At 64.6% G+C, this 16,448-nt stretch carries 16 protein-coding genes; 9 read left to right on the top strand and 7 right to left on the bottom strand.

What is annotated here, in order from left to right; genetic code table 11:
• Positions 1-2 precede the first annotated feature (2 nt).
• A complete protein-coding gene (locus E8F12_RS15850; protein ID WP_280292433.1) occupies positions 3-227 on the bottom strand; it encodes a DUF2061 domain-containing protein in 225 nt (74 codons plus the stop codon).
• A gap of 225 nt (positions 228-452) precedes the next feature.
• Between E8F12_RS15850 and E8F12_RS15845 the strand changes: the two genes are divergently transcribed.
• On the top strand, positions 453-761 hold the full coding sequence (locus E8F12_RS15845) for a DUF485 domain-containing protein (protein ID WP_280326195.1): 309 nt from the start codon (positions 453-455) through the stop codon (positions 759-761).
• Positions 761-2,419, top strand: a complete 1,659-nt coding sequence (locus E8F12_RS15840) for a cation acetate symporter (RefSeq protein ID WP_280326194.1) — start codon at positions 761-763, stop codon at positions 2,417-2,419. The genes E8F12_RS15845 and E8F12_RS15840 overlap by 1 nt, the downstream gene beginning before the upstream one ends.
• Before the next feature lie 163 nt (positions 2,420-2,582).
• On the opposite strand, the gene E8F12_RS15835 is transcribed toward E8F12_RS15840, so the two are convergent.
• Positions 2,583-2,738: a DUF3309 family protein gene (locus E8F12_RS15835; RefSeq protein ID WP_280292428.1), complete on the bottom strand. Its 156-nt coding sequence runs from the start codon at positions 2,736-2,738 to the stop codon at positions 2,583-2,585.
• Positions 2,739-2,874: 136 nt separating this feature from the next.
• Between E8F12_RS15835 and E8F12_RS15830 the strand changes: the two genes are divergently transcribed.
• The 6 genes from E8F12_RS15830 (at position 2,875) to cls (ending at position 7,918) form a co-directional block, all read left to right on the top strand.
• Positions 2,875-3,243 (top strand): DUF2784 domain-containing protein, encoded by a 369-nt coding sequence (locus tag E8F12_RS15830; protein ID WP_280292427.1) that lies wholly within the window; start codon positions 2,875-2,877, stop codon positions 3,241-3,243.
• A gap of 106 nt (positions 3,244-3,349) precedes the next feature.
• Positions 3,350-4,162: an SDR family oxidoreductase gene (locus E8F12_RS15825; protein WP_280326193.1), complete on the top strand. Its 813-nt coding sequence runs from the start codon at positions 3,350-3,352 to the stop codon at positions 4,160-4,162.
• 109 nt (positions 4,163-4,271) lie between these two features.
• Positions 4,272-5,426 carry an MFS transporter gene (locus E8F12_RS15820; RefSeq protein ID WP_280326192.1) on the top strand — a complete coding sequence of 385 codons (1,155 nt, stop codon included), beginning with the start codon at positions 4,272-4,274 and terminating at the stop codon, positions 5,424-5,426.
• Positions 5,427-5,501: 75 nt separating this feature from the next.
• Positions 5,502-5,930, top strand: a complete 429-nt coding sequence (locus E8F12_RS15815; RefSeq protein ID WP_280292424.1) for a hypothetical protein — start codon at positions 5,502-5,504, stop codon at positions 5,928-5,930.
• Positions 5,931-6,036: 106 nt separating this feature from the next.
• Positions 6,037-6,369, top strand: coding sequence for a YnfA family protein (locus E8F12_RS15810; RefSeq protein ID WP_280292423.1), 333 nt, complete (start codon positions 6,037-6,039; stop codon positions 6,367-6,369).
• Between the two features lie 154 nt (positions 6,370-6,523).
• Positions 6,524-7,918, top strand: a complete 1,395-nt coding sequence (gene cls / locus E8F12_RS15805) for a cardiolipin synthase (protein WP_280326191.1) — start codon at positions 6,524-6,526, stop codon at positions 7,916-7,918.
• Here cls and E8F12_RS15800 read toward each other — a convergent pair.
• Together E8F12_RS15800 and E8F12_RS15795 are read right to left on the bottom strand one after the other, a co-directional pair.
• Complete coding sequence (locus tag E8F12_RS15800; RefSeq protein WP_280326190.1) at positions 7,915-9,084, bottom strand: carboxylate-amine ligase; 1,170 nt, start codon at positions 9,082-9,084, stop codon at positions 7,915-7,917. The genes cls and E8F12_RS15800 overlap by 4 nt on opposite strands.
• 166 nt (positions 9,085-9,250) lie before the next feature.
• On the bottom strand, positions 9,251-9,547 hold the full coding sequence (locus E8F12_RS15795) for a hypothetical protein (protein ID WP_280326189.1): 297 nt from the start codon (positions 9,545-9,547) through the stop codon (positions 9,251-9,253).
• Positions 9,548-10,499: 952 nt separating this feature from the next.
• On the opposite strand from E8F12_RS15795, the gene E8F12_RS15790 reads away from it, so the two are divergent.
• On the top strand, positions 10,500-11,900 hold the full coding sequence (locus E8F12_RS15790) for a multiheme c-type cytochrome (RefSeq protein ID WP_280326188.1): 1,401 nt from the start codon (positions 10,500-10,502) through the stop codon (positions 11,898-11,900).
• A 208-nt stretch (positions 11,901-12,108) separates the two neighbouring features.
• On the opposite strand, the gene E8F12_RS15785 is transcribed toward E8F12_RS15790, so the two are convergent.
• From E8F12_RS15785 to E8F12_RS15775, 3 genes are all read right to left on the bottom strand, one after another.
• Positions 12,109-12,339, bottom strand: a complete 231-nt coding sequence (locus tag E8F12_RS15785) for a YheU family protein (protein ID WP_280326187.1) — start codon at positions 12,337-12,339, stop codon at positions 12,109-12,111.
• Between the two features lie 48 nt (positions 12,340-12,387).
• Positions 12,388-15,081, bottom strand: a complete 2,694-nt coding sequence (locus E8F12_RS15780; RefSeq protein ID WP_280326214.1) for a hybrid sensor histidine kinase/response regulator — start codon at positions 15,079-15,081, stop codon at positions 12,388-12,390.
• A 147-nt stretch (positions 15,082-15,228) separates the two neighbouring features.
• A complete protein-coding gene (locus E8F12_RS15775) occupies positions 15,229-16,422 on the bottom strand; it encodes an osmoprotectant NAGGN system M42 family peptidase (RefSeq protein WP_280326186.1) in 1,194 nt (397 codons plus the stop codon).
• Between the last annotated feature and the right edge of the window lie 26 nt (positions 16,423-16,448).

Here is a 16,448-nt window from a genome sequence, read left to right as displayed (position 1 = left end):
CATCAGGCGTGATGATGCAGCCAGGCATGCCGGGGGATTTCCTGGCGCGGCTCATCGCCCTTTTCAAAGCGTTTCCAGATCTTCTCGTGGAAGTAGAAACCGACCGAGTTGCACAGCGGCTCGACCGCCGCCACCAGGCCGCCGACCGCCACGCTGCCGGTCAGGGCGTAGGCCACGGCGAAGGCGATGCAGAAGTGCATGAGGGTGAAGGTCACGGTCTTGAGCATGGTGCACCTCGATAATGAGAATGATTATTGGATGTGCACAGGCTATGACTTGGCCTCGATACATGGAAATGCTCATCGAACATGGAGTTGATAGTTTCGCTGTATCGAATGGGTACGACCTTGGTCGAGAATGGTCCCAAGCTACGACTAAGGTCGTCTGTTGTGCTTGTACGACCGTTCTATTGTTGGCTTCACCAGCAACCCGCGCTGTGGAGGACAACAACAATGAACGACAGCACCTACAAGCGGATTCAGGAGAATCCGCGCTTTCAGGAACTGGTATCCAAACGCGAACGCTTCGCCTGGATACTCTCTGCCATCATGCTCGGCCTCTATCTGGCCTTCATTCTCCTGATCGCTTTCGAGCCGCAAGTGCTCGGCGCCCGCATCAACCCTGAGTCTCCCATCACCTGGGGTATCCCGATCGGTGTTGGCCTGATCCTTTCGGCCTTCGTGCTGACAGGCATCTACGTTCGCCGCGCCAACGGCGAGTTCGACCGCCTGAACCACGAAATCCTCAAGGAGGTCCAGTAATGATCGCGCGCATCCTTGCCGTGCTCGGCCTGATGGCCGTGGCCCCCGCACTCTGGGCTGCCGGTGCCATCGAGGGTGATGTCCAGCGCCAGCCGCTGAACACCTCGGCCATCGTCATGTTCGTCGCCTTTGTCGGCGCCACCCTCTACATCACCTACTGGGCGTCCAAGCGCAGCAAGTCGGCCGCCGACTTCTACACCGCGGGCGGCAGCATCACCGGTTTCCAGAACGGTCTGGCGATCGCCGGCGACTACATGTCCGCGGCGTCCTTCCTGGGTATTTCCGCGCTGGTGTTCACCTCTGGCTACGATGGCCTGATCTACTCCATCGGCTTCCTGGTGGGCTGGCCGGTGATCCTCTTCCTGATCGCTGAACGCCTGCGCAACCTCGGCAAGTACACCTTCGCCGACGTCGCCTCCTACCGCCTCAAGCAGAAGGAAATCCGTACCCTGTCCGCCAGCGGCTCGCTGGTGGTGGTGGCCTTCTACCTGATCGCGCAAATGGTCGGCGCCGGCAAGCTGATCGAGTTGCTGTTCGGCCTCAACTACCACATCGCCGTGGTGCTGGTGGGCATCCTGATGGTGCTCTACGTGCTCTTCGGCGGCATGCTGGCCACCACCTGGGTACAGATCATCAAGGCTGTGCTGCTGCTCTCCGGTGCTTCCTTCATGGCGCTGATGGTGCTCAAGCACGTCAACTTCGACTTCGCCACCCTGTTCAGCGAAGCCATCAAGGTCCACCCGAAAGGCGAGGCCATCATGAGCCCCGGCGGCCTGGTGAAAGACCCGATTTCCGCCATTTCCCTCGGCCTGGCCCTGATGTTCGGTACCGCTGGCCTGCCGCATATCCTGATGCGCTTCTTCACCGTCAGCGACGCCAAGGAAGCCCGCAAGTCGGTGTTCTACGCCACTGGCTTCATCGGTTACTTCTACATCCTGACCTTCATCATCGGCTTCGGCGCGATCCTGCTGGTCAGCACAAATCCGGCCTTCAAGGACGCCGCCGGCGCGCTGCTGGGCGGCAACAACATGGCGGCGGTGCACCTGGCCAATGCCGTGGGCGGCAGCCTGTTCCTCGGCTTCATTTCGGCCGTGGCCTTCGCCACCATCCTCGCGGTGGTTGCCGGCCTGACCCTGGCCGGTGCCTCTGCCGTGTCCCACGACCTCTACGCTTCCGTGGTCAAGAAGGGCAAGGCGAGCGAGAAGGACGAACTGCGCGTATCGAAGATCACCACCGTGATCCTGGGCGTCGTCGCCATCGGCCTCGGCATCCTCTTCGAGAAGCAGAACATCGCCTTCATGGTCGGCCTGGCCTTCTCCATCGCCGCCAGCTGCAACTTCCCGGTACTGATCCTCTCCATGTACTGGAAAAAGCTGACCACCCGCGGCGCGATGATCGGCGGCTGGATGGGCTTGGTCACCGCGGTGGGCCTGATGATCCTCGGCCCGACCATCTGGGTGCAGATCCTCGGCCACGAAAGCGCCATCTACCCCTACGAGTACCCGGCGCTCTTCTCGATCCTGGTTGCCTTCGTCGGTATCTGGTTCTTCTCCATCACCGACAAGTCGACCGCAGCGGACGAGGAACGCGCACGCTTCTACCCGCAGTTCGTCCGTTCGCAGACCGGCCTGGGCGCCAGCGGTGCCGTGGCCCACTGATCCGACCCTTCCACTTGCATGACTTGGGGCAGCCTTCGGGCTGCCCTTTTCTTTTCGGAGGGGGCGTATGTTGGGCAGAGCTCCGCGAAGCCCAGCGATCAAGGCTCGGTGCGGGGGAACGTTGGGCTTCGCAGGCTCAGCACCAACCTACGGGATTGCGTGGCTAGATCATGCCGAACAACAGGAGGACCACCACTATGACCAGAAGGACCCCGACCATGCTCGAAGGACCGTAGCCCCAGTTGCGCGAATGCGGGAAGACCGGCAGACCGCCGATCAGCAGCAGGATCAGGATGATGAGCAGCAGAATGGTGATCATAGGCGGTGACTCCTCGGTAGGTCGGAACACCAGGGCACAGCCTTTATGGACTGATGGCAAATTGACTGTGCCTGTAGTAACCGACTGATCGCTATTTCCGTTGGTTCAAGGAAAAAGACTGTATGGACGCCGCAGCATGACCTACAGAATCGCCGCAGATGCCGTGCTGCTCCTGCACCTGGCCTTCATCCTCTTCGTGGTCGTGGGTGGCCTGCTGGTGCTGCAGTGGCCACGTCTGGCCCTGCTGCATCTGCCGGCGGTGGTCTGGGGCGCCACGGCGGAATTCCTCCACCTCATCTGCCCCCTCACCCCCCTGGAGAACCGTCTGCGCCTGGCGGCGGGGGAGCAGGGCTACAGTGGCGGCTTCATCGAGCATTACCTGGTGCCGCTGATCTATCCGGCGGGCCTCACGCCGGGGATCCAGCTCTGGCTCGGGACCCTGGTGCTGCTGCTCAACCTGGTGCCCTATGGGTTGCTGCTGAACCGCCTGCTGCGGCGCCGCTAGCGGTGTTTCACCCCCATCATTCAGCGCCGTGATTCAAGGGTTGAGCCACTATGGCCTTCGCTACACTGCGGCTCATCTACCGCACACAGCAGAAAGGCACCTCACCATGCAGAACCGAATCATGATTACCGGCGCCGGTTCCGGTCTCGGCCGCGAAATCGCCCTGCGCTGGGCGCGCGAAGGCTGGAGGCTGGCCCTGTCCGACGTCAACGAGCCGGGCCTGGCGGAAACCCTCAGGCTGGTCCGCGAGGCCGGCGGCGACGGTTTCACCCAACGCTGCGACGTCCGCGACTACAGCCAGCTCACCGCGCTGGCCCAGGCCTGCGAAGAGAAGCTGGGCGGCATCGACATCATCGTCAACAACGCCGGCGTCGCCTCGGGTGGTTTCTTCGAGGAGCTGTCGCTGGAAGACTGGGACTGGCAGATCGCGATCAACCTGATGGGCGTGGTCAAGGGCTGCAAGGCCTTCCTGCCGCTGCTGCAGCGGAGCAAGGGCAGGATCGTCAACGTCGCCTCCATGGCGGCACTGATGCAGGGCCCGGCCATGAGCAACTACAACGTGGCCAAGGCCGGCGTGGTGGCCCTGTCCGAAAGCCTGCTGATCGAGCTGAAGGAGGAGGGCGTGGGCGTTCACGTGGTCTGCCCGTCCTTTTTCCAGACCAACCTGCTGGACTCCTTCCGCGGCCCGACCCCGGCCATGAAGCAGCAGGTGGGCAAACTGCTGGAAAGCTCGCCCATCAGCGCGACCGACATCGCCGAGTACATCTTCCAGGAAGTGGCCGCCGGCACCTTCATGATCCTCCCCCACGAGCAGGGCCGGATGGCCTGGGCGCTGAAGCAGAAGAACCCGGACGCGCTCTACGACGAGATGGCCAGCATGTCGGCCAGGATGCGTGCCAAGAACCGCAGCCACGCCTGATCGCCACTGTCCGATCGGTCAGCTTCCGCGTCCTCCGGGGTTGCCCGGCGGTGGACCGGGGGAGTAGGGTTTCTCCCCCGGCCTGATCGCCAACCCGGATGGACCCACAGTGAAACCCCTTTCCCGTGCGCTGCTGATGCTGGCGCTGGTGCTTGCCGCCATCAACCTGCGGCCCGGCATCACTTCCCTCGCGCCGCTGATCGAGCGCATCGCCTCCGAACTCTCCCTCAGCCGCAGCCTGATCAGCCTCACCACCGCCTTGCCGGTGCTCTGCATGGGCCTGCTGGCACCCTTGGCGCCGTGCCTGGCTGTGCGCTTCGGCCTGGAGCGGGTGATCACCGCCTGCCTGGTGCTGATCGGCGTGGCCCTGTTGGCGCGCCTGGCCAGCCACGCCAGCGCCGTGCTGATCGGCAGCGCGGTGGCCATGGGCGCCGGCATAGCGGTGGCCGGGCCGCTGCTTTCCGGCTTCATCAAGCGCCATTTCCATGATCAGGTGGGCCGGGTGGTCGCCTGGTACTCCCTGAGCATGACCATAGGCGGCGCGGCTGGGGCCGTGCTGACGATTCCCGTGACCCGCCTGCTGGGGGACCAGTGGCACTTCGGCCTGGCGTTCTGGACCATTCCCGCGTTGCTCGCCGTGTTCCTCTGGTTGCGCCTGCCCAACCGCGCCGAGTCCGCCGGCGAAGCGGCGCAGGGCGGCGTGCCCTGGGGCGAACCGCGGGCCTGGCTGATCACTGCCTTCTTCGCCCTGCAGGCCGGTCTCTTCTACGCCCTCACCACCTGGCTGGTGGCCCGTTACCACGAGGCCGGTCTCAGTCTGCTGCGCAGCAACAGCCTGTTCAGCCTGTTCATGCTGGTGGGCCTGCCCAGCGCGTTCGTGCTGCCCTGGCTGGCGCAGCGCTTCGATAACCGTTACCAGCTGCTGCTGGTCTGCGGCCTCATCAGCTCAGTCTGCCTGGGGATGATCTGCTTCCAGCCGACCCTGCTGCCGGAGGTCTGGGCCGCCTTGCTGGGGCTGGGATTGAGCGGCTCCTTCGCCCTGTCTATGGTGCTGCCGCTGTATGAGGTGCATACCCCACTGGCGGTGAGCCGCTGGACCGCCATGATGCTGTTCGCCGGTTACGGCCTGGCCAGCCTCGCGCCGATCCTTGCCGGCCTCGGCCGCGACCTGGCGGGCAGCTACCAGGCGCCCTTCATGGTCATCAGTGGCCTGGCGCTGGTCATGTCCCTGCTGGCTTGGCTGCTGGGCCGTGGCCGCCGCTGAGGACTTCGACGCATTTCCTTTCTCCCGTGGCAGTCCTGTGTTAGAAGGCTGCCACTGTTTTACTGGAGTGCCCGCGTGGAGTCCGAATCCATCGTCTATGGCTGCATCCGCGACTGGCCGTCGCTCGACGATCAGGAACATCGCCTGCGCCGCGATGCCAACCGCCGCGTGCTGGACAGCCTGCCCAGCGGTGAGGCCTGGCCCTTCCTCGGTCGCGAGATGTTTTCCTGTTGCGAGCAGCCCGGCGAGGGCCTGTTCCGTACCCAGGTGATCCACTTCGGCGCCAGCTACCCGGCCGTGGAGTACGAGTGGAGTCTCTGGGTCAAGGCGTTCGAGGCCCTGCTCAGGCAACTCTACTGGAGCAGCGCCGTGGTCCACCTGGAGACCGAGCTCAACGGCATCCATACCTTCCGCTGGGAAAGCGAACAGGGCCTGCACAGCCCCCAGGAAGACAACCTGCGGGTTCGCTGCGCCTGGGAACGCGAAGGCGGCGTGCACGGCTAGCCACGTTCTAAATGCGGGCGAAGGGCCGCTTATCTCCCCTCTCCCCTGGGAGAGGGGCCGGGGGCGGGAACCCCAGCCCACCCGGTATCCAAGGGCAAACTACCCCATGCTCAACTACCTCTGGTTCTTCCTTGCCGCGCTCTTCGAAATCGCCGGCTGTTACGCCTTCTGGCTCTGGCTGCGGATGGGCAAGAGCGCCTGGTGGATCGCTCCCGGGCTGCTCAGCCTGACCCTCTTCGCCCTGCTGTTGACCCGCGTGGAGGCTGCCTACGCCGGCCGCGCCTATGCGGCCTACGGCGGTATCTACATAGTCGCCTCGCTGCTCTGGCTCGGCCTGGTGGAGCGTACCCGGCCCCTGGCCAGCGACTGGCTGGGGGCCGCCCTCTGCGTGCTGGGCGCCACTGTCATCCTGCTGGGGCCGCGCTTCTCTCCGTCCTGAGAAAGGGGCGGGCCCAGGCTTCCCTGCCCGGAAAATTCCCTCAACCTTTCCCGCCGGCACACTGTCGAATCAGACATGGCAACCCGAAAGGCAGCCTTCAAGGCTGCTGAGGGACTTTCCGGGCATCGACCCTCCCTCCATTGGAGGATGCTGGATGAACCTGCCGTCATCAGGGACCGTGGCGCGTGTCCTGGTGGCGCTCTATGCATCGCTCCTCCTGGCCTGTACGTCACTGCCCCATATCAACCCCGACATGGTCCACTCGCCGACCACCCCGGTGCAGGTGGAAGGCACCCACGGCCCGCTGTCGAAGGAGCGCAGCAAGGCCATCCTCGACCGGCTCAGGGCTTCTGGCATGGAAACCAATATCTTCGACCTGCACCTGGCGATCGAAGAGTCCCTGGTCGGCAGCCCGCTCACGGCCGGCAACAAGGTCGATCTGCTGCAGGATGGCCCGCAGACCTATGACGCGATGTTCGAGGCCATAGATGCCGCGCGCGACCACATCAACATGGAGACCTACATTCTCGAAGCCGACGAAGTTGGGCAGCGCTTCGCCGATGCGTTGATCGCCAAGCAGCGCAGCGGCGTGCAGGTCAACCTGATCTACGACGGCGTTGGCACCCTGAGAACGCCGAAGGCGTTCTTCGCCCGGCTGCGCGAGTCGGGGATCAAACTGGTGGAGTTCAACCCGGTAAACCCCATGACCGCCAAGGCCGGCTGGGACGTCAACCAGCGCGACCACCGCAAGCTGCTGATAGTCGACGGCCGCATCGCCATCCTCGGTGGGGTGAACATCAGCGGGGTCTACTCCGGAGGCTCGTTGGGCTCGGGAGCTCAGGAACCGCCGAGCGACGAGCTGCCCTGGCGCGACACTGACCTGCGCATCGAGGGACCAGTGGTGGCCGAACTGCAGAAGCTATTCATCAGCACCTGGGACAGGCAGAAGGGCGGGATCTTGGTCGCGCGGCACTACTTCCCGCCGCTGGAACGCAAGGGTAACGACGTGGTGCGCGCCATCGGCAGTTCGCCGGAGGAACCTTACAGCCAGATATACGCCACCCTGATCTCCGCGCTGCACAGCGCCCAGAGCGAAATCTGGCTGACCAGCGCCTACTTCGTGCCCGACCCGCAGCTGCTGGACGCCCTCAAGGATGCCGTGGTTCGCGGAGTCGACGTGCGCCTGGTGATTCCCAGCAGCACCGACTCCTGGCTGGTGTTCCACGCCGGGCGGGCCTACTACCGCGAAATGCTGGAGGCCGGGATCAGGCTCTACGAGCGCCGTGACGCGTTGCTCCATGTGAAGGCGGGCGTGATAGATGGCGTCTGGTCCACCGTGGGCTCGACCAACCTCGACTGGCGCAGTTTTCTGCATAACCAGGAGGTCAATGTGGTGGTGCTCGGCACCGACTTTGGCGCGCGAATGCGCAACGCCTTCTTCGAGGACCTGAAGAACTCGGAGGAGATCACCCTGGAGCGGTGGCGGGAGCGTCCCGTCCGCGCCCGCGCCAGCGAAAAGATCGGGCGCTTCTGGGAGTACTGGCTCTAGGCGTAACCGCCGCGGCGCGAGACCTCCATCAGCTCGTCCACTACCAATACCAGCGCTTGCCGGCGCGCCAGTCCGATCCGCCGTGCGGCGTTGTAGCGGCGCAGCTGCAGGGCTGCGCTGTTGCCCTGGTCGAGGATGCTGCGGGCCCGCGCCATGGCCGCGCCGTCGTCGTAGGCATCGAGGGCCTCGCCGAAGCGGGCTCCGGCCATCTCCAGCCATTGGGCGATGGCGACATTGCGCCTGCTGTCCGGGTCGAGAAAGGTGGCCTCGGTGCCGAAGCGCTTGGCCCGCCAGCGGTTCTCGTCGATCACCAGCCGGGTCATCTCGTTGTGACGATCGATGCCGGAGGTGGAGGTGACGGCCTGGTGGACCATGGCGCGGAACAGGGCGGCGATGCAGAGGACGTCCTCCACTACCGGGCAGGCGTCCGTGATGCGCAGCTCCAGGGTGGGAAAGCGCACCGAGGGGCGGATGGCCCACCAGATATCGCTGTCGCTGGTCACTGAGCCCGTGTGCACCAGCAGTTCGACATAGCGGCGATAGGCTCGCTCGCTACTGAAATGGTCCGGGATGCCGGTTCGGGGCCACTCGTCGTAGGCCGCCTGGCGGTAGCTCATCAGGCCGGTGCGCTTGCGCTCCCAGAAGGGGGAGGAACTGCTGAGAGCCAATAGCAGCGGGAGCCAGGGCATTACCCGGTTCATGACCCTGATGCGGTCCACGCCGTCCGGCACGCCGACATGGATGTGCAGGCCGCAGAGCAGGTTACGCTGGGCGACTATCTGGAAGTTACCGAACAACTGCTCGTAGTGCGGTTCACGGGTGGCTTCCTGTTCGCGCCAGAGCGCCAGGGGGTGGGTGCCGCTGGCGAGTATGCCGAGGCCGAAGTCCTCGGCTATGGCGCCCAGGCTGGCGCGGGTTTCCAGCAGGCAGTCGCGGGCGCTGGCGAGGTTGTCGAATATCGGGGTGACCAGTTCCACCTGGCTCTGCAGCAGCTCGGTGGTGATCTGCTCGCCAAAGGCTTGCTGGCAGGCCTGGAAGAAGCGCCGTGGGCGTCGGCGAACGATGTTGCGGCTGCGCAGATCGGCGATGAAGAACTCCTGCTCGATGCCGAAGCTGAGTGCTGGCGGGGGGATGCGGGATGCAGGCTGGCGCCGCTGTCTGATCATGGCGGCAGATCCCTGGTTAGGTCCTGAGGATTAGGCTGGACCCCAGGTGCAATGGTTCGGGCCAGGCGCCGTGCGGTCAGAGCGACGCTTTACTGAAGACGGGCGACCTGACGGGCGGTCGGTGGTGCGCGGCTGGCCTCCCCGGTGGCGGAGCCCGACTTCGGATTCATGGCTTCACCTCCTTCGGCTTCTGGCGCTCTTCCTCCTGGGTACGCTGGAAGGCCGCCTCGTGCAGTGCACGGGCATCGGCAAGCAGTAGTCCGAGCGCCGAGGCCAGGCGGGCGGTCTCCTGGGGCATGAAGGTGAAGCGGGTGCCATTCTCCAGCATCTGCAGCAGGTCGCCGAGGGCGGCCATGCGCTGGCTGGCGGCTTCGAACAGGTGGGACGAAGGCGCCCCCGCGTTGATGAACAGGACGTCGTTGTAAGGCTGGGAAGGCGCGGGGACGGGCCTGAATTCAGTCATGACGGGCCTCCGCGCTGCGGAGTGACGCCACCGTGACCCTGGGTTTTCCGGAACGGAATGGGGAGTGCATATCCTTGCTTCCTCACGTGGTAGAGGAGCCGCCGCCTGCCGTCCGGGACGGTAGGGTGGCGGGCCGTGCAGGGGTCGCAAACCGGTCACGCGAGGAAAACCCGGCAAGGCCGAAGCCTTCCCTGCACGGCCTGCCATGGAGGGCAAAGAAGCCACAGGGCATACCATGTCCTGCGTGAGGTCCGGGTTGCGACACCCGGTCGCGGTCAGTGCCGCGACGGCAGGGACTTTAGCGAGGCTGTTTGTAGGCACTCAAGGTTGCCGCGCTGTACGAAATTTCTGCGGTGGGAGGTGCCAGCGAGTGGGGCGATGCACCGAATGGAAAGCGATTCCGGAGCGGAATGTGCGAGTTAGAGCGGTTGCCATGCAAATTGCCGAAATTACCGACGAAATGCACCTGGTTTATGGCAGTTCTGTCATCAATTCGTAGCAAAGCTTCTACACTCTGACTCCAGAGTCTATTGGTGCTCTGTGCTTTGTCTGGCCGCCGTTATGGCGGCCTTTTTGTTCCCGCCGCTTTATATGGCCGAGATGTCGCTGGTGCGGAATTATCGCCATTTCATCGCCTTTTCTCTTCTCCATCTTCTGCAAATAAACCAAGTAAATTCAAATGGATATAGAGCCTGAATCTGTTGATTGATTCTTCGCCTGAAATTTGACGATGGCACGGCCCCCTTCTACTACTGACTAACACCCCGTGAGCGGGGGATACAGTCTCAAGTTCGGGTAAAGCGCCGAATGTGGCGGATATTGCCGTTAATCTGCTGCTTCGTGCTTGCATCCTGCTGCTGTTCGATTTCGGCGAGGGAACGACATGGTCGGCTTGGTAAGGAAGTCATCTGATCCGTCGACCCCCGCGAATCCAGGCACCGGGATCTTCAGGATGTTCAGCTTCGTCCTGGTCATCCTGCTGGTCAGTCAATCGGTGGTCGCCGAAGCCCCCCAGATCAATGACAAATGGCTGGAACCGGCGCGCTCCCGGCTGATGGAGCAAAAGAACGGGCTGCCCTTCTTCCCCCATCGGGCCAATACGCCGAACAACGTCCTGTTGAGTACCAAGGATTTCGACGATGCCCAGGTCTGCGGTGCCTGCCATACGGAGATCTACCAGCAGTGGCGCACCTCGATGATGTCCCAATCCTGGGATGAGCCCATCTATCGGGCGCTGCTGCGCAAAGCAAGCGAGGCGACCGAAGGCAAGGTCGACAACTTCTGTACGGGTTGCCACACGCCCATCGGCCTGACCACGGGGCAGATCAATTCCACGGTCAATCGTGCGTCGGTGGAGTTCACCGCCCGGAACAACCCCATGCCCGGCGTGGATTGCGAAACCTGCCACAACATCAGCGCACGAACCGGCCTGGACAACGGCGCCTATGTGTTGAGCCCGCGGGCCAATGGCAAGCCGACCAAGTTCGGCCCGCGCCGTGACGCGGTGTCGCCCTACCACGACACCGTCTACTCAAGCCTGCACACTCGCTCGGACTTCTGCGCCACCTGTCACAACGTGACCCACCCGTTCAGCACCGTGGCCGTCGAGCGCACCTACGATGAGTGGCTGGAGAGCCCATACAGTTTCAATGGTGAGACCTGCCAGAGCTGCCACATGCCGGGATTCGCCGGCAAGGCGGCGGTCATGGGGCCTGAGCGCGCCGATGTGGCCTCCCACTGGTTCACCGGCGCCAATGCGGCGGTACTGGAATACCTGGGACAGAAGGAGGCGGCCCAGCGTGCGCGGGAATCCCTGGCCCGGGCGGCGACGATCGAGTTCGAGCCGATGGCCGACGTCCTGGTACCCGGCCAGGAAGTATCGATCCGCGTGAAGGTCGCCAATGTCGGCGCCGGGCACAAGCTGCCCACCGGTTTCCCCGAGGGCCGCGAGGTCTGGATCGACTTCCATGCCGTGGATGGCTCGGGCCGGGAGTTCTATCGGTTGGGGGCGGTCAAGGAGGGCGCAACCGAGCCTGATACCCGCAATTTCAAGGTCCACCTGGGCGACAAGGACGGCCAGGAGCTGGATATCGCGGTATGGAATGCCACCCAGATCCTCTCGGACAACCGCATCCTGCCCAAGGGATACGACGTCCGCGAGTTCTCCTTCCAGGTGCCGGCGGATGCCGTGGGGCCCGTCACCCTGACCGCCGAGTTGAACTACTGGCCATTCTCGCAGCGGCTGGTGGATTACCTGCTGGGCAAGGACAAGATGAAGGTGGAAATCACCCGGATGGCGCTGGTGACCCACAGGGTTTCCCTCGGCAAGCCGGCGCAGGCGGCGGCGCGTTGAACATTCAGCACCAGGCGGCGGGCCAGGGCATGGTTCCTGTGGGGGCGATTTCAATTGCTGAGCGAACCGCAGGTTCGCCATTCGGGTCTTCAGGGGCAGCTGCGCTGCCTTTCGCGAGTAACCACCGCGCTCGGACGGCCCTTGTAGGAGCGAGCTTGCTCGCGAACAGCCCGAGCGCGATGTTTCGCGAGCAAGCTCGCTCCTACGCTCACTCCTCCAGCCATTCTCTGGGCACGTCGAGCTTGCGCATAAGTTGGCACTGCTCGCTGTCCGGGTCGTAGACGATCACCGCCTCGCCCTTCTTCAGCGCATTGCGAACGCGTTCGACGCGGGTTTCCAGTGGGGTGTCGTCGCCATTGTCGGTGCCTTCGCGGGTGACGAAGTCCTCGATCAGGCGGGTCAGGGTGTCGGCTTCGAGCAGGTCAAAGGGGATGAGCATCAGGTGTCTCCAGCGGCGGCGGAATGCTAACCCCGCCGCGGTGCGGCGTCATCCATCCACGTTCTGGCGCAGGATGAAACGTTCCAGGGTGCTGAACAGCAGTGCGCTGTCCAGGGGCTTGCCGAGGAAGTCGTCCATGCCGGCGGCGGCCCCGGCTTGGCGGTGCTCGTCGAGGATGTGGGCGGTGAGGGCGACTATGGGCACCGCCGGCCAGTTGCGGTTGCGCTCGATCCGGCGGATCTGCCGGGTGGCTTCGAAGCCGTCCATCTCCGGCATCTCGCAGTCCATCAGGATCAGCTGGATGCCTTCCGGGTCGCGCTCGTACTCGTCCACTGCGGCGACGCCGTTGGCCACAGTGCGGACCAGGTAGCCGCGCTTCTTGAGGAAGCCCTGGACCACCATCTGGTTCACCGGATTGTCCTCGGCGACCAGGATGCAGGGCGTGGCGCTGACCCGGCGGCGCTCTTCCTGGATCTGCGTACGCTCTTCCAGGCGGCGTTCGCGGTAGAGCGCCTGCAGGGTCTCGCGCAGGTGCGCCAGGGTCAGCGGCTGGGCCAGGGCGCGCAGGCGCAGGCCGGCACCCGGCGGCAGGTGCTGGCAGTGTTCCGGCGGGCAGATTAGCATCACCCGCTGGCCGTGCTCCAGGTGAGGCCGCAGGGTCTCCAGCCAGCGCTCCGCGTCGCCGGGCCAGGGCGCCAGCACCACCAGCAAGGGCGGTACGGCGAAATCCTCCAACTGGTCGATCAACCGGGCCGGGTCCTGGCAGCGTTCGCAGCGCATGCCCCAGCGGCCGAGCAGGCGGCTCAGGGCGTCCAGTCCGAGGGCGTCCTGGCTGGCGAGCAGGGCGGTGCGGCCGTCGAGCAGCCGGGTCAGGTCGTCGGTGCTGAACTCGCCCGAATGCAGGGGGATGTCGAAGCTGAAGCGGGTGCCTTGGCTGGGGGTGCTCTGCACCTCGATGCGGCCGGCCATCATTTCCACCAGTTCCTTGCTGATGGCCAGGCCGAGCCCGCTGCCGCCGTAGCGGCGAGTGGTGCTGGAGTCGCCCTGGGCGAAGGAGTCGAACAGCTGGGCCAGGGATTCGGCGCGGATGCCGATGCCGCTGTCGCTGACGTTGAACACCAGGCGAGGTTTGCCGGCGGCGTCGAGGCGTATGCAGAGGTTGAGGGCGACATGGCCTTCGGCGGTGAACTTGAGGGCGTTGCCGAGCAGGTTCATCAGCACCTGCTTGAGGCGCGTCGGGTCGCCCAGGACGCGCCGGGGTACTCCGGCATCCAGGCTGAGATGCAGGCCGAGGCGCTTGTCCATGGCTTGGGCGGTGAAGAGGCCGAGGGTTTCCGAGACCAGGTCTTCCAGGTCGAACTCGATATGTTCCAGCTCCAGCTTGCCGGACTCGATGCGGGCGAAATCGAGAATGTCGTTGATCACCGCCATCAGTGCCGTGCCGGAACTCGAGATGGTGTCGACATAGAAGCGCTGGCTGCGGTCTAGCGGGGTTTCCTTGAGCAGTTGCAGCATGCCCAGCACGCCGTTGAGCGGGGTGCGGATCTCGTGGCTCATCGTGGCCAGGAAGCGGCTCTTGGCCTGGCTTTCGACGTTCGCCCGCTCGGCCGCCTGGCGCGAGCGGTAGCCTTCTTCCTTGAGCGTGTTGATGCGGTCGGCGAGGCCGATGGAGAGGGTGATCAGCTCGATGGTGACGCCGATCTTCACTACCGTGGCGCCGAACAGCCCCAGCACTTCGACGCCCAGGGAGCCGGTGGTGATCTGGATGAAGGCGAACAGCAGCACGCCCCAGGCCAGGGTGTAGTAGGAGCCGTAGCGCAGGCCCTTGCGCCAGACGTAGACGCCGGTAAGCAGGAGGAAGGCGGAGATGCCCGATACCGTCAGGCTGGCCAGGATGTTCCAGGCCTGCAGGCCGATCAGCGGGAAGGACAGGAGCCCTACCAGGGTGGCGACCATCAGTCCGCGCAGCACCCGGTCCAGGCGCGGGAAGTGCAGGCTGGTTTGGAGGAAGTGGCGGCTGAACTGCAGCGCGGTCAGGCAGTGCAGGTACATGAAGATGTAGATGGCCACCGACTGCAGGACCATGTGCTCGGGCAGCAGCTTGAACAGCATGCCGTCGAAGCAGGCGGCGAGCAGGCCAACGTTGAGGTTGTAGGCCAGGTACCAGAGGTAGGCCGGCTCGCGCAGCGAGAGGTAGAGGAACAGGTTGTAGAAGAACATGGCGAAGAGCACGCCATAGAAGGCCCCGTTGAACCCCATGAGGTTCTCCTGGGCGGCGGCGCTGGCAACGAAGGTGCTGAACACCAGGGGCACGAAGAGCGTGCTGGTACTTTCTACACGGAGGATCAGCGTGCTCTGGCCGGGCTCGACACCCAGGGGGAACCAGAAGTTGCGCACTTGCACCGGACGCTGGGAGAAGGCGAAGTGGTCGCCGGACTCCTGGGCCTGCACCCGGCCATCGGGCGTGAGGTAGTAGAGGCGGATGTTGTCCAGCAGCGGGTAGTTGGTTTCGAGGTAGCCGCTCAAGGCCTTAGGCCGGCGATTGTCCAGGACCACCTTGAACCACCAGACCGAGCGGTTCTTGCCGAGGTTTGCCTGTTCACCCTGTACCTGTCGGAAGGCGGGGTCGGGCAGCTTGCGCACCTGTTCCAGGCTCAGCTCGCCCCTAGGGTCCTCCAGATAGTGCACCCAGGGTCCGAGGGGGAGCCTGAGCTGGTCCTGGTCGAGTGGCACGGCTGTCATCGCCAGGGCTGGCTTGCAGAGCCAGAACAGGAGAAAGGCCAGACCGAGTGCTGCAGGTTTCACACAGCCCGAAAGGCGAAGCATGGGCGACCACCGGTGTTGTTATTGCGTCCCTACGTGGCACTTTGCCCTTCCGTGCGGCGCCCATCAAGCGTTGCCTTCGCCCTTTCCTACAAGACTTTCCACCGTCGGGACCCGCGTCTCGCTCTCCATCTGTGCGTCATGTTCCAGCTGGTGACTGAACGGCTCCAGGGATTGCTGGCTGGTGACCGCATCGGTGGCGAATACCGGCGGGCTCATCAGGTAGGCGCCGAGCAGGCGGGTGAGGGCTTCCAGGCTGTCGATATGGGTACGCTCGTAGCCGTGGGTGGCGTCACAGCCGAAGGCCAGCAGGGCGGTGCGGATATCGTGTCCGGCGGTGACCGCCGACTGGGCGTCGCTGTGGTAGTAGCAGAACAGGTCGCGGCGCAGCGGGATGGAGTGTTCCTCGCCCAGCCGCAGCAGGTGTCGCGAGAGGTGGAAGTCGTAGGGACCGCCGGAATCCTGCAGGGCCACGCTTACCGCATGTTCGCTGGAGTTCTGGCCGGAGGCGACCGGGGCGATGTCGATGCCGACGAACTCGCTGACGTCCCAGGGCAGCGCCGCGGCGGAGCCGGAGCCGATTTCCTCGGTGATGGTGAACAGCGGGTGGCAGTCGATGGGCGGCACCAGGCGCGCCTCGGCTATGCCCTTGAGGGCGGTGAGCAGGGCCGCCACGCCGGCCTTGTCGTCCAGGTGGCGGGCACTGATATGGCCGCTCTCGGTGAACTCCGGCAGCGGATCGAAGGCGACGAAATCGCCTATGGCCACGCCCAGGCTGTCGCAGTCGGCGCGGGTGGTGCTGTAGGCGTCCAGGCGAAGTTCGACGTGATCCCAGCTGATCGGCAGGCTGTCCACCTGGGTGTTGAAGGCGTGTCCCGAGGCCAGCAGGGGCAGCACGCTGCCGCGCAGCACGCGGCTTTCGCAGAACAGGCTGACGCGGCTGCCTTCGGCGAAGCGGCTGGACCAGCAGCCCACCGGCGCCAGGGCCAGGCGGCCGTTGTCCTTGATCTCGCGGACCAGGGCGCCAATGGTGTCCAGGTGCGCGGACACCGCGCGGTCCGGGCTGTTCTGGCGGCCCTTGACGGTGGCGCGGATGGTGCCGCGGCGGGTCAGTTCGTAGGGGATGCCGATCTCGTCCAGCCGCTCGGCAACATAGCGCACTATGGTGTCGGTGAATCCGGTGGGGCTGGGGATGGCGAGCATTTCCAGCAACACCCGCTGCAGGTAGGCGAGGTCGGGTTCGGGAAGTCTCTTGCTCATTGCGTCTCCTTGGCGGGGCCATGGGG

Origin of the sequence: Pseudomonas sp. BN102 (assembly GCF_029871245.1) — a bacterium.
Lineage (GTDB): Bacteria > Pseudomonadota > Gammaproteobacteria > Pseudomonadales > Pseudomonadaceae > Metapseudomonas.
Note: the sequence above shows the minus strand (reverse complement) of the source record. Positions and strands in the feature narration are given on the sequence as shown.

Coding starts and splice junctions, on each gene's coding strand:
- E8F12_RS15850 (WP_280292433.1), bottom strand. CDS start 227: ATGCTCAAGACCGTGACCTTCACCCTCATGCACTTCTGCATCGCCTTC.
- E8F12_RS15845 (WP_280326195.1), top strand. CDS start 453: ATGAACGACAGCACCTACAAGCGGATTCAGGAGAATCCGCGCTTTCAG.
- E8F12_RS15840 (WP_280326194.1), top strand. CDS start 761: ATGATCGCGCGCATCCTTGCCGTGCTCGGCCTGATGGCCGTGGCCCCC.
- E8F12_RS15835 (WP_280292428.1), bottom strand. CDS start 2,738: ATGATCACCATTCTGCTGCTCATCATCCTGATCCTGCTGCTGATCGGC.
- E8F12_RS15830 (WP_280292427.1), top strand. CDS start 2,875: ATGACCTACAGAATCGCCGCAGATGCCGTGCTGCTCCTGCACCTGGCC.
- E8F12_RS15825 (WP_280326193.1), top strand. CDS start 3,350: ATGCAGAACCGAATCATGATTACCGGCGCCGGTTCCGGTCTCGGCCGC.
- E8F12_RS15810 (WP_280292423.1), top strand. CDS start 6,037: ATGCTCAACTACCTCTGGTTCTTCCTTGCCGCGCTCTTCGAAATCGCC.
- cls (WP_280326191.1), top strand. CDS start 6,524: ATGAACCTGCCGTCATCAGGGACCGTGGCGCGTGTCCTGGTGGCGCTC.
- E8F12_RS15800 (WP_280326190.1), bottom strand. CDS start 9,084: ATGATCAGACAGCGGCGCCAGCCTGCATCCCGCATCCCCCCGCCAGCA.
- E8F12_RS15795 (WP_280326189.1), bottom strand. CDS start 9,547: ATGACTGAATTCAGGCCCGTCCCCGCGCCTTCCCAGCCTTACAACGAC.
- E8F12_RS15790 (WP_280326188.1), top strand. CDS start 10,500: ATGTTCAGCTTCGTCCTGGTCATCCTGCTGGTCAGTCAATCGGTGGTC.
- E8F12_RS15785 (WP_280326187.1), bottom strand. CDS start 12,339: ATGCTCATCCCCTTTGACCTGCTCGAAGCCGACACCCTGACCCGCCTG.
- E8F12_RS15780 (WP_280326214.1), bottom strand. CDS start 15,081: ATGACAGCCGTGCCACTCGACCAGGACCAGCTCAGGCTCCCCCTCGGA.
- E8F12_RS15775 (WP_280326186.1), bottom strand. CDS start 16,422: ATGAGCAAGAGACTTCCCGAACCCGACCTCGCCTACCTGCAGCGGGTG.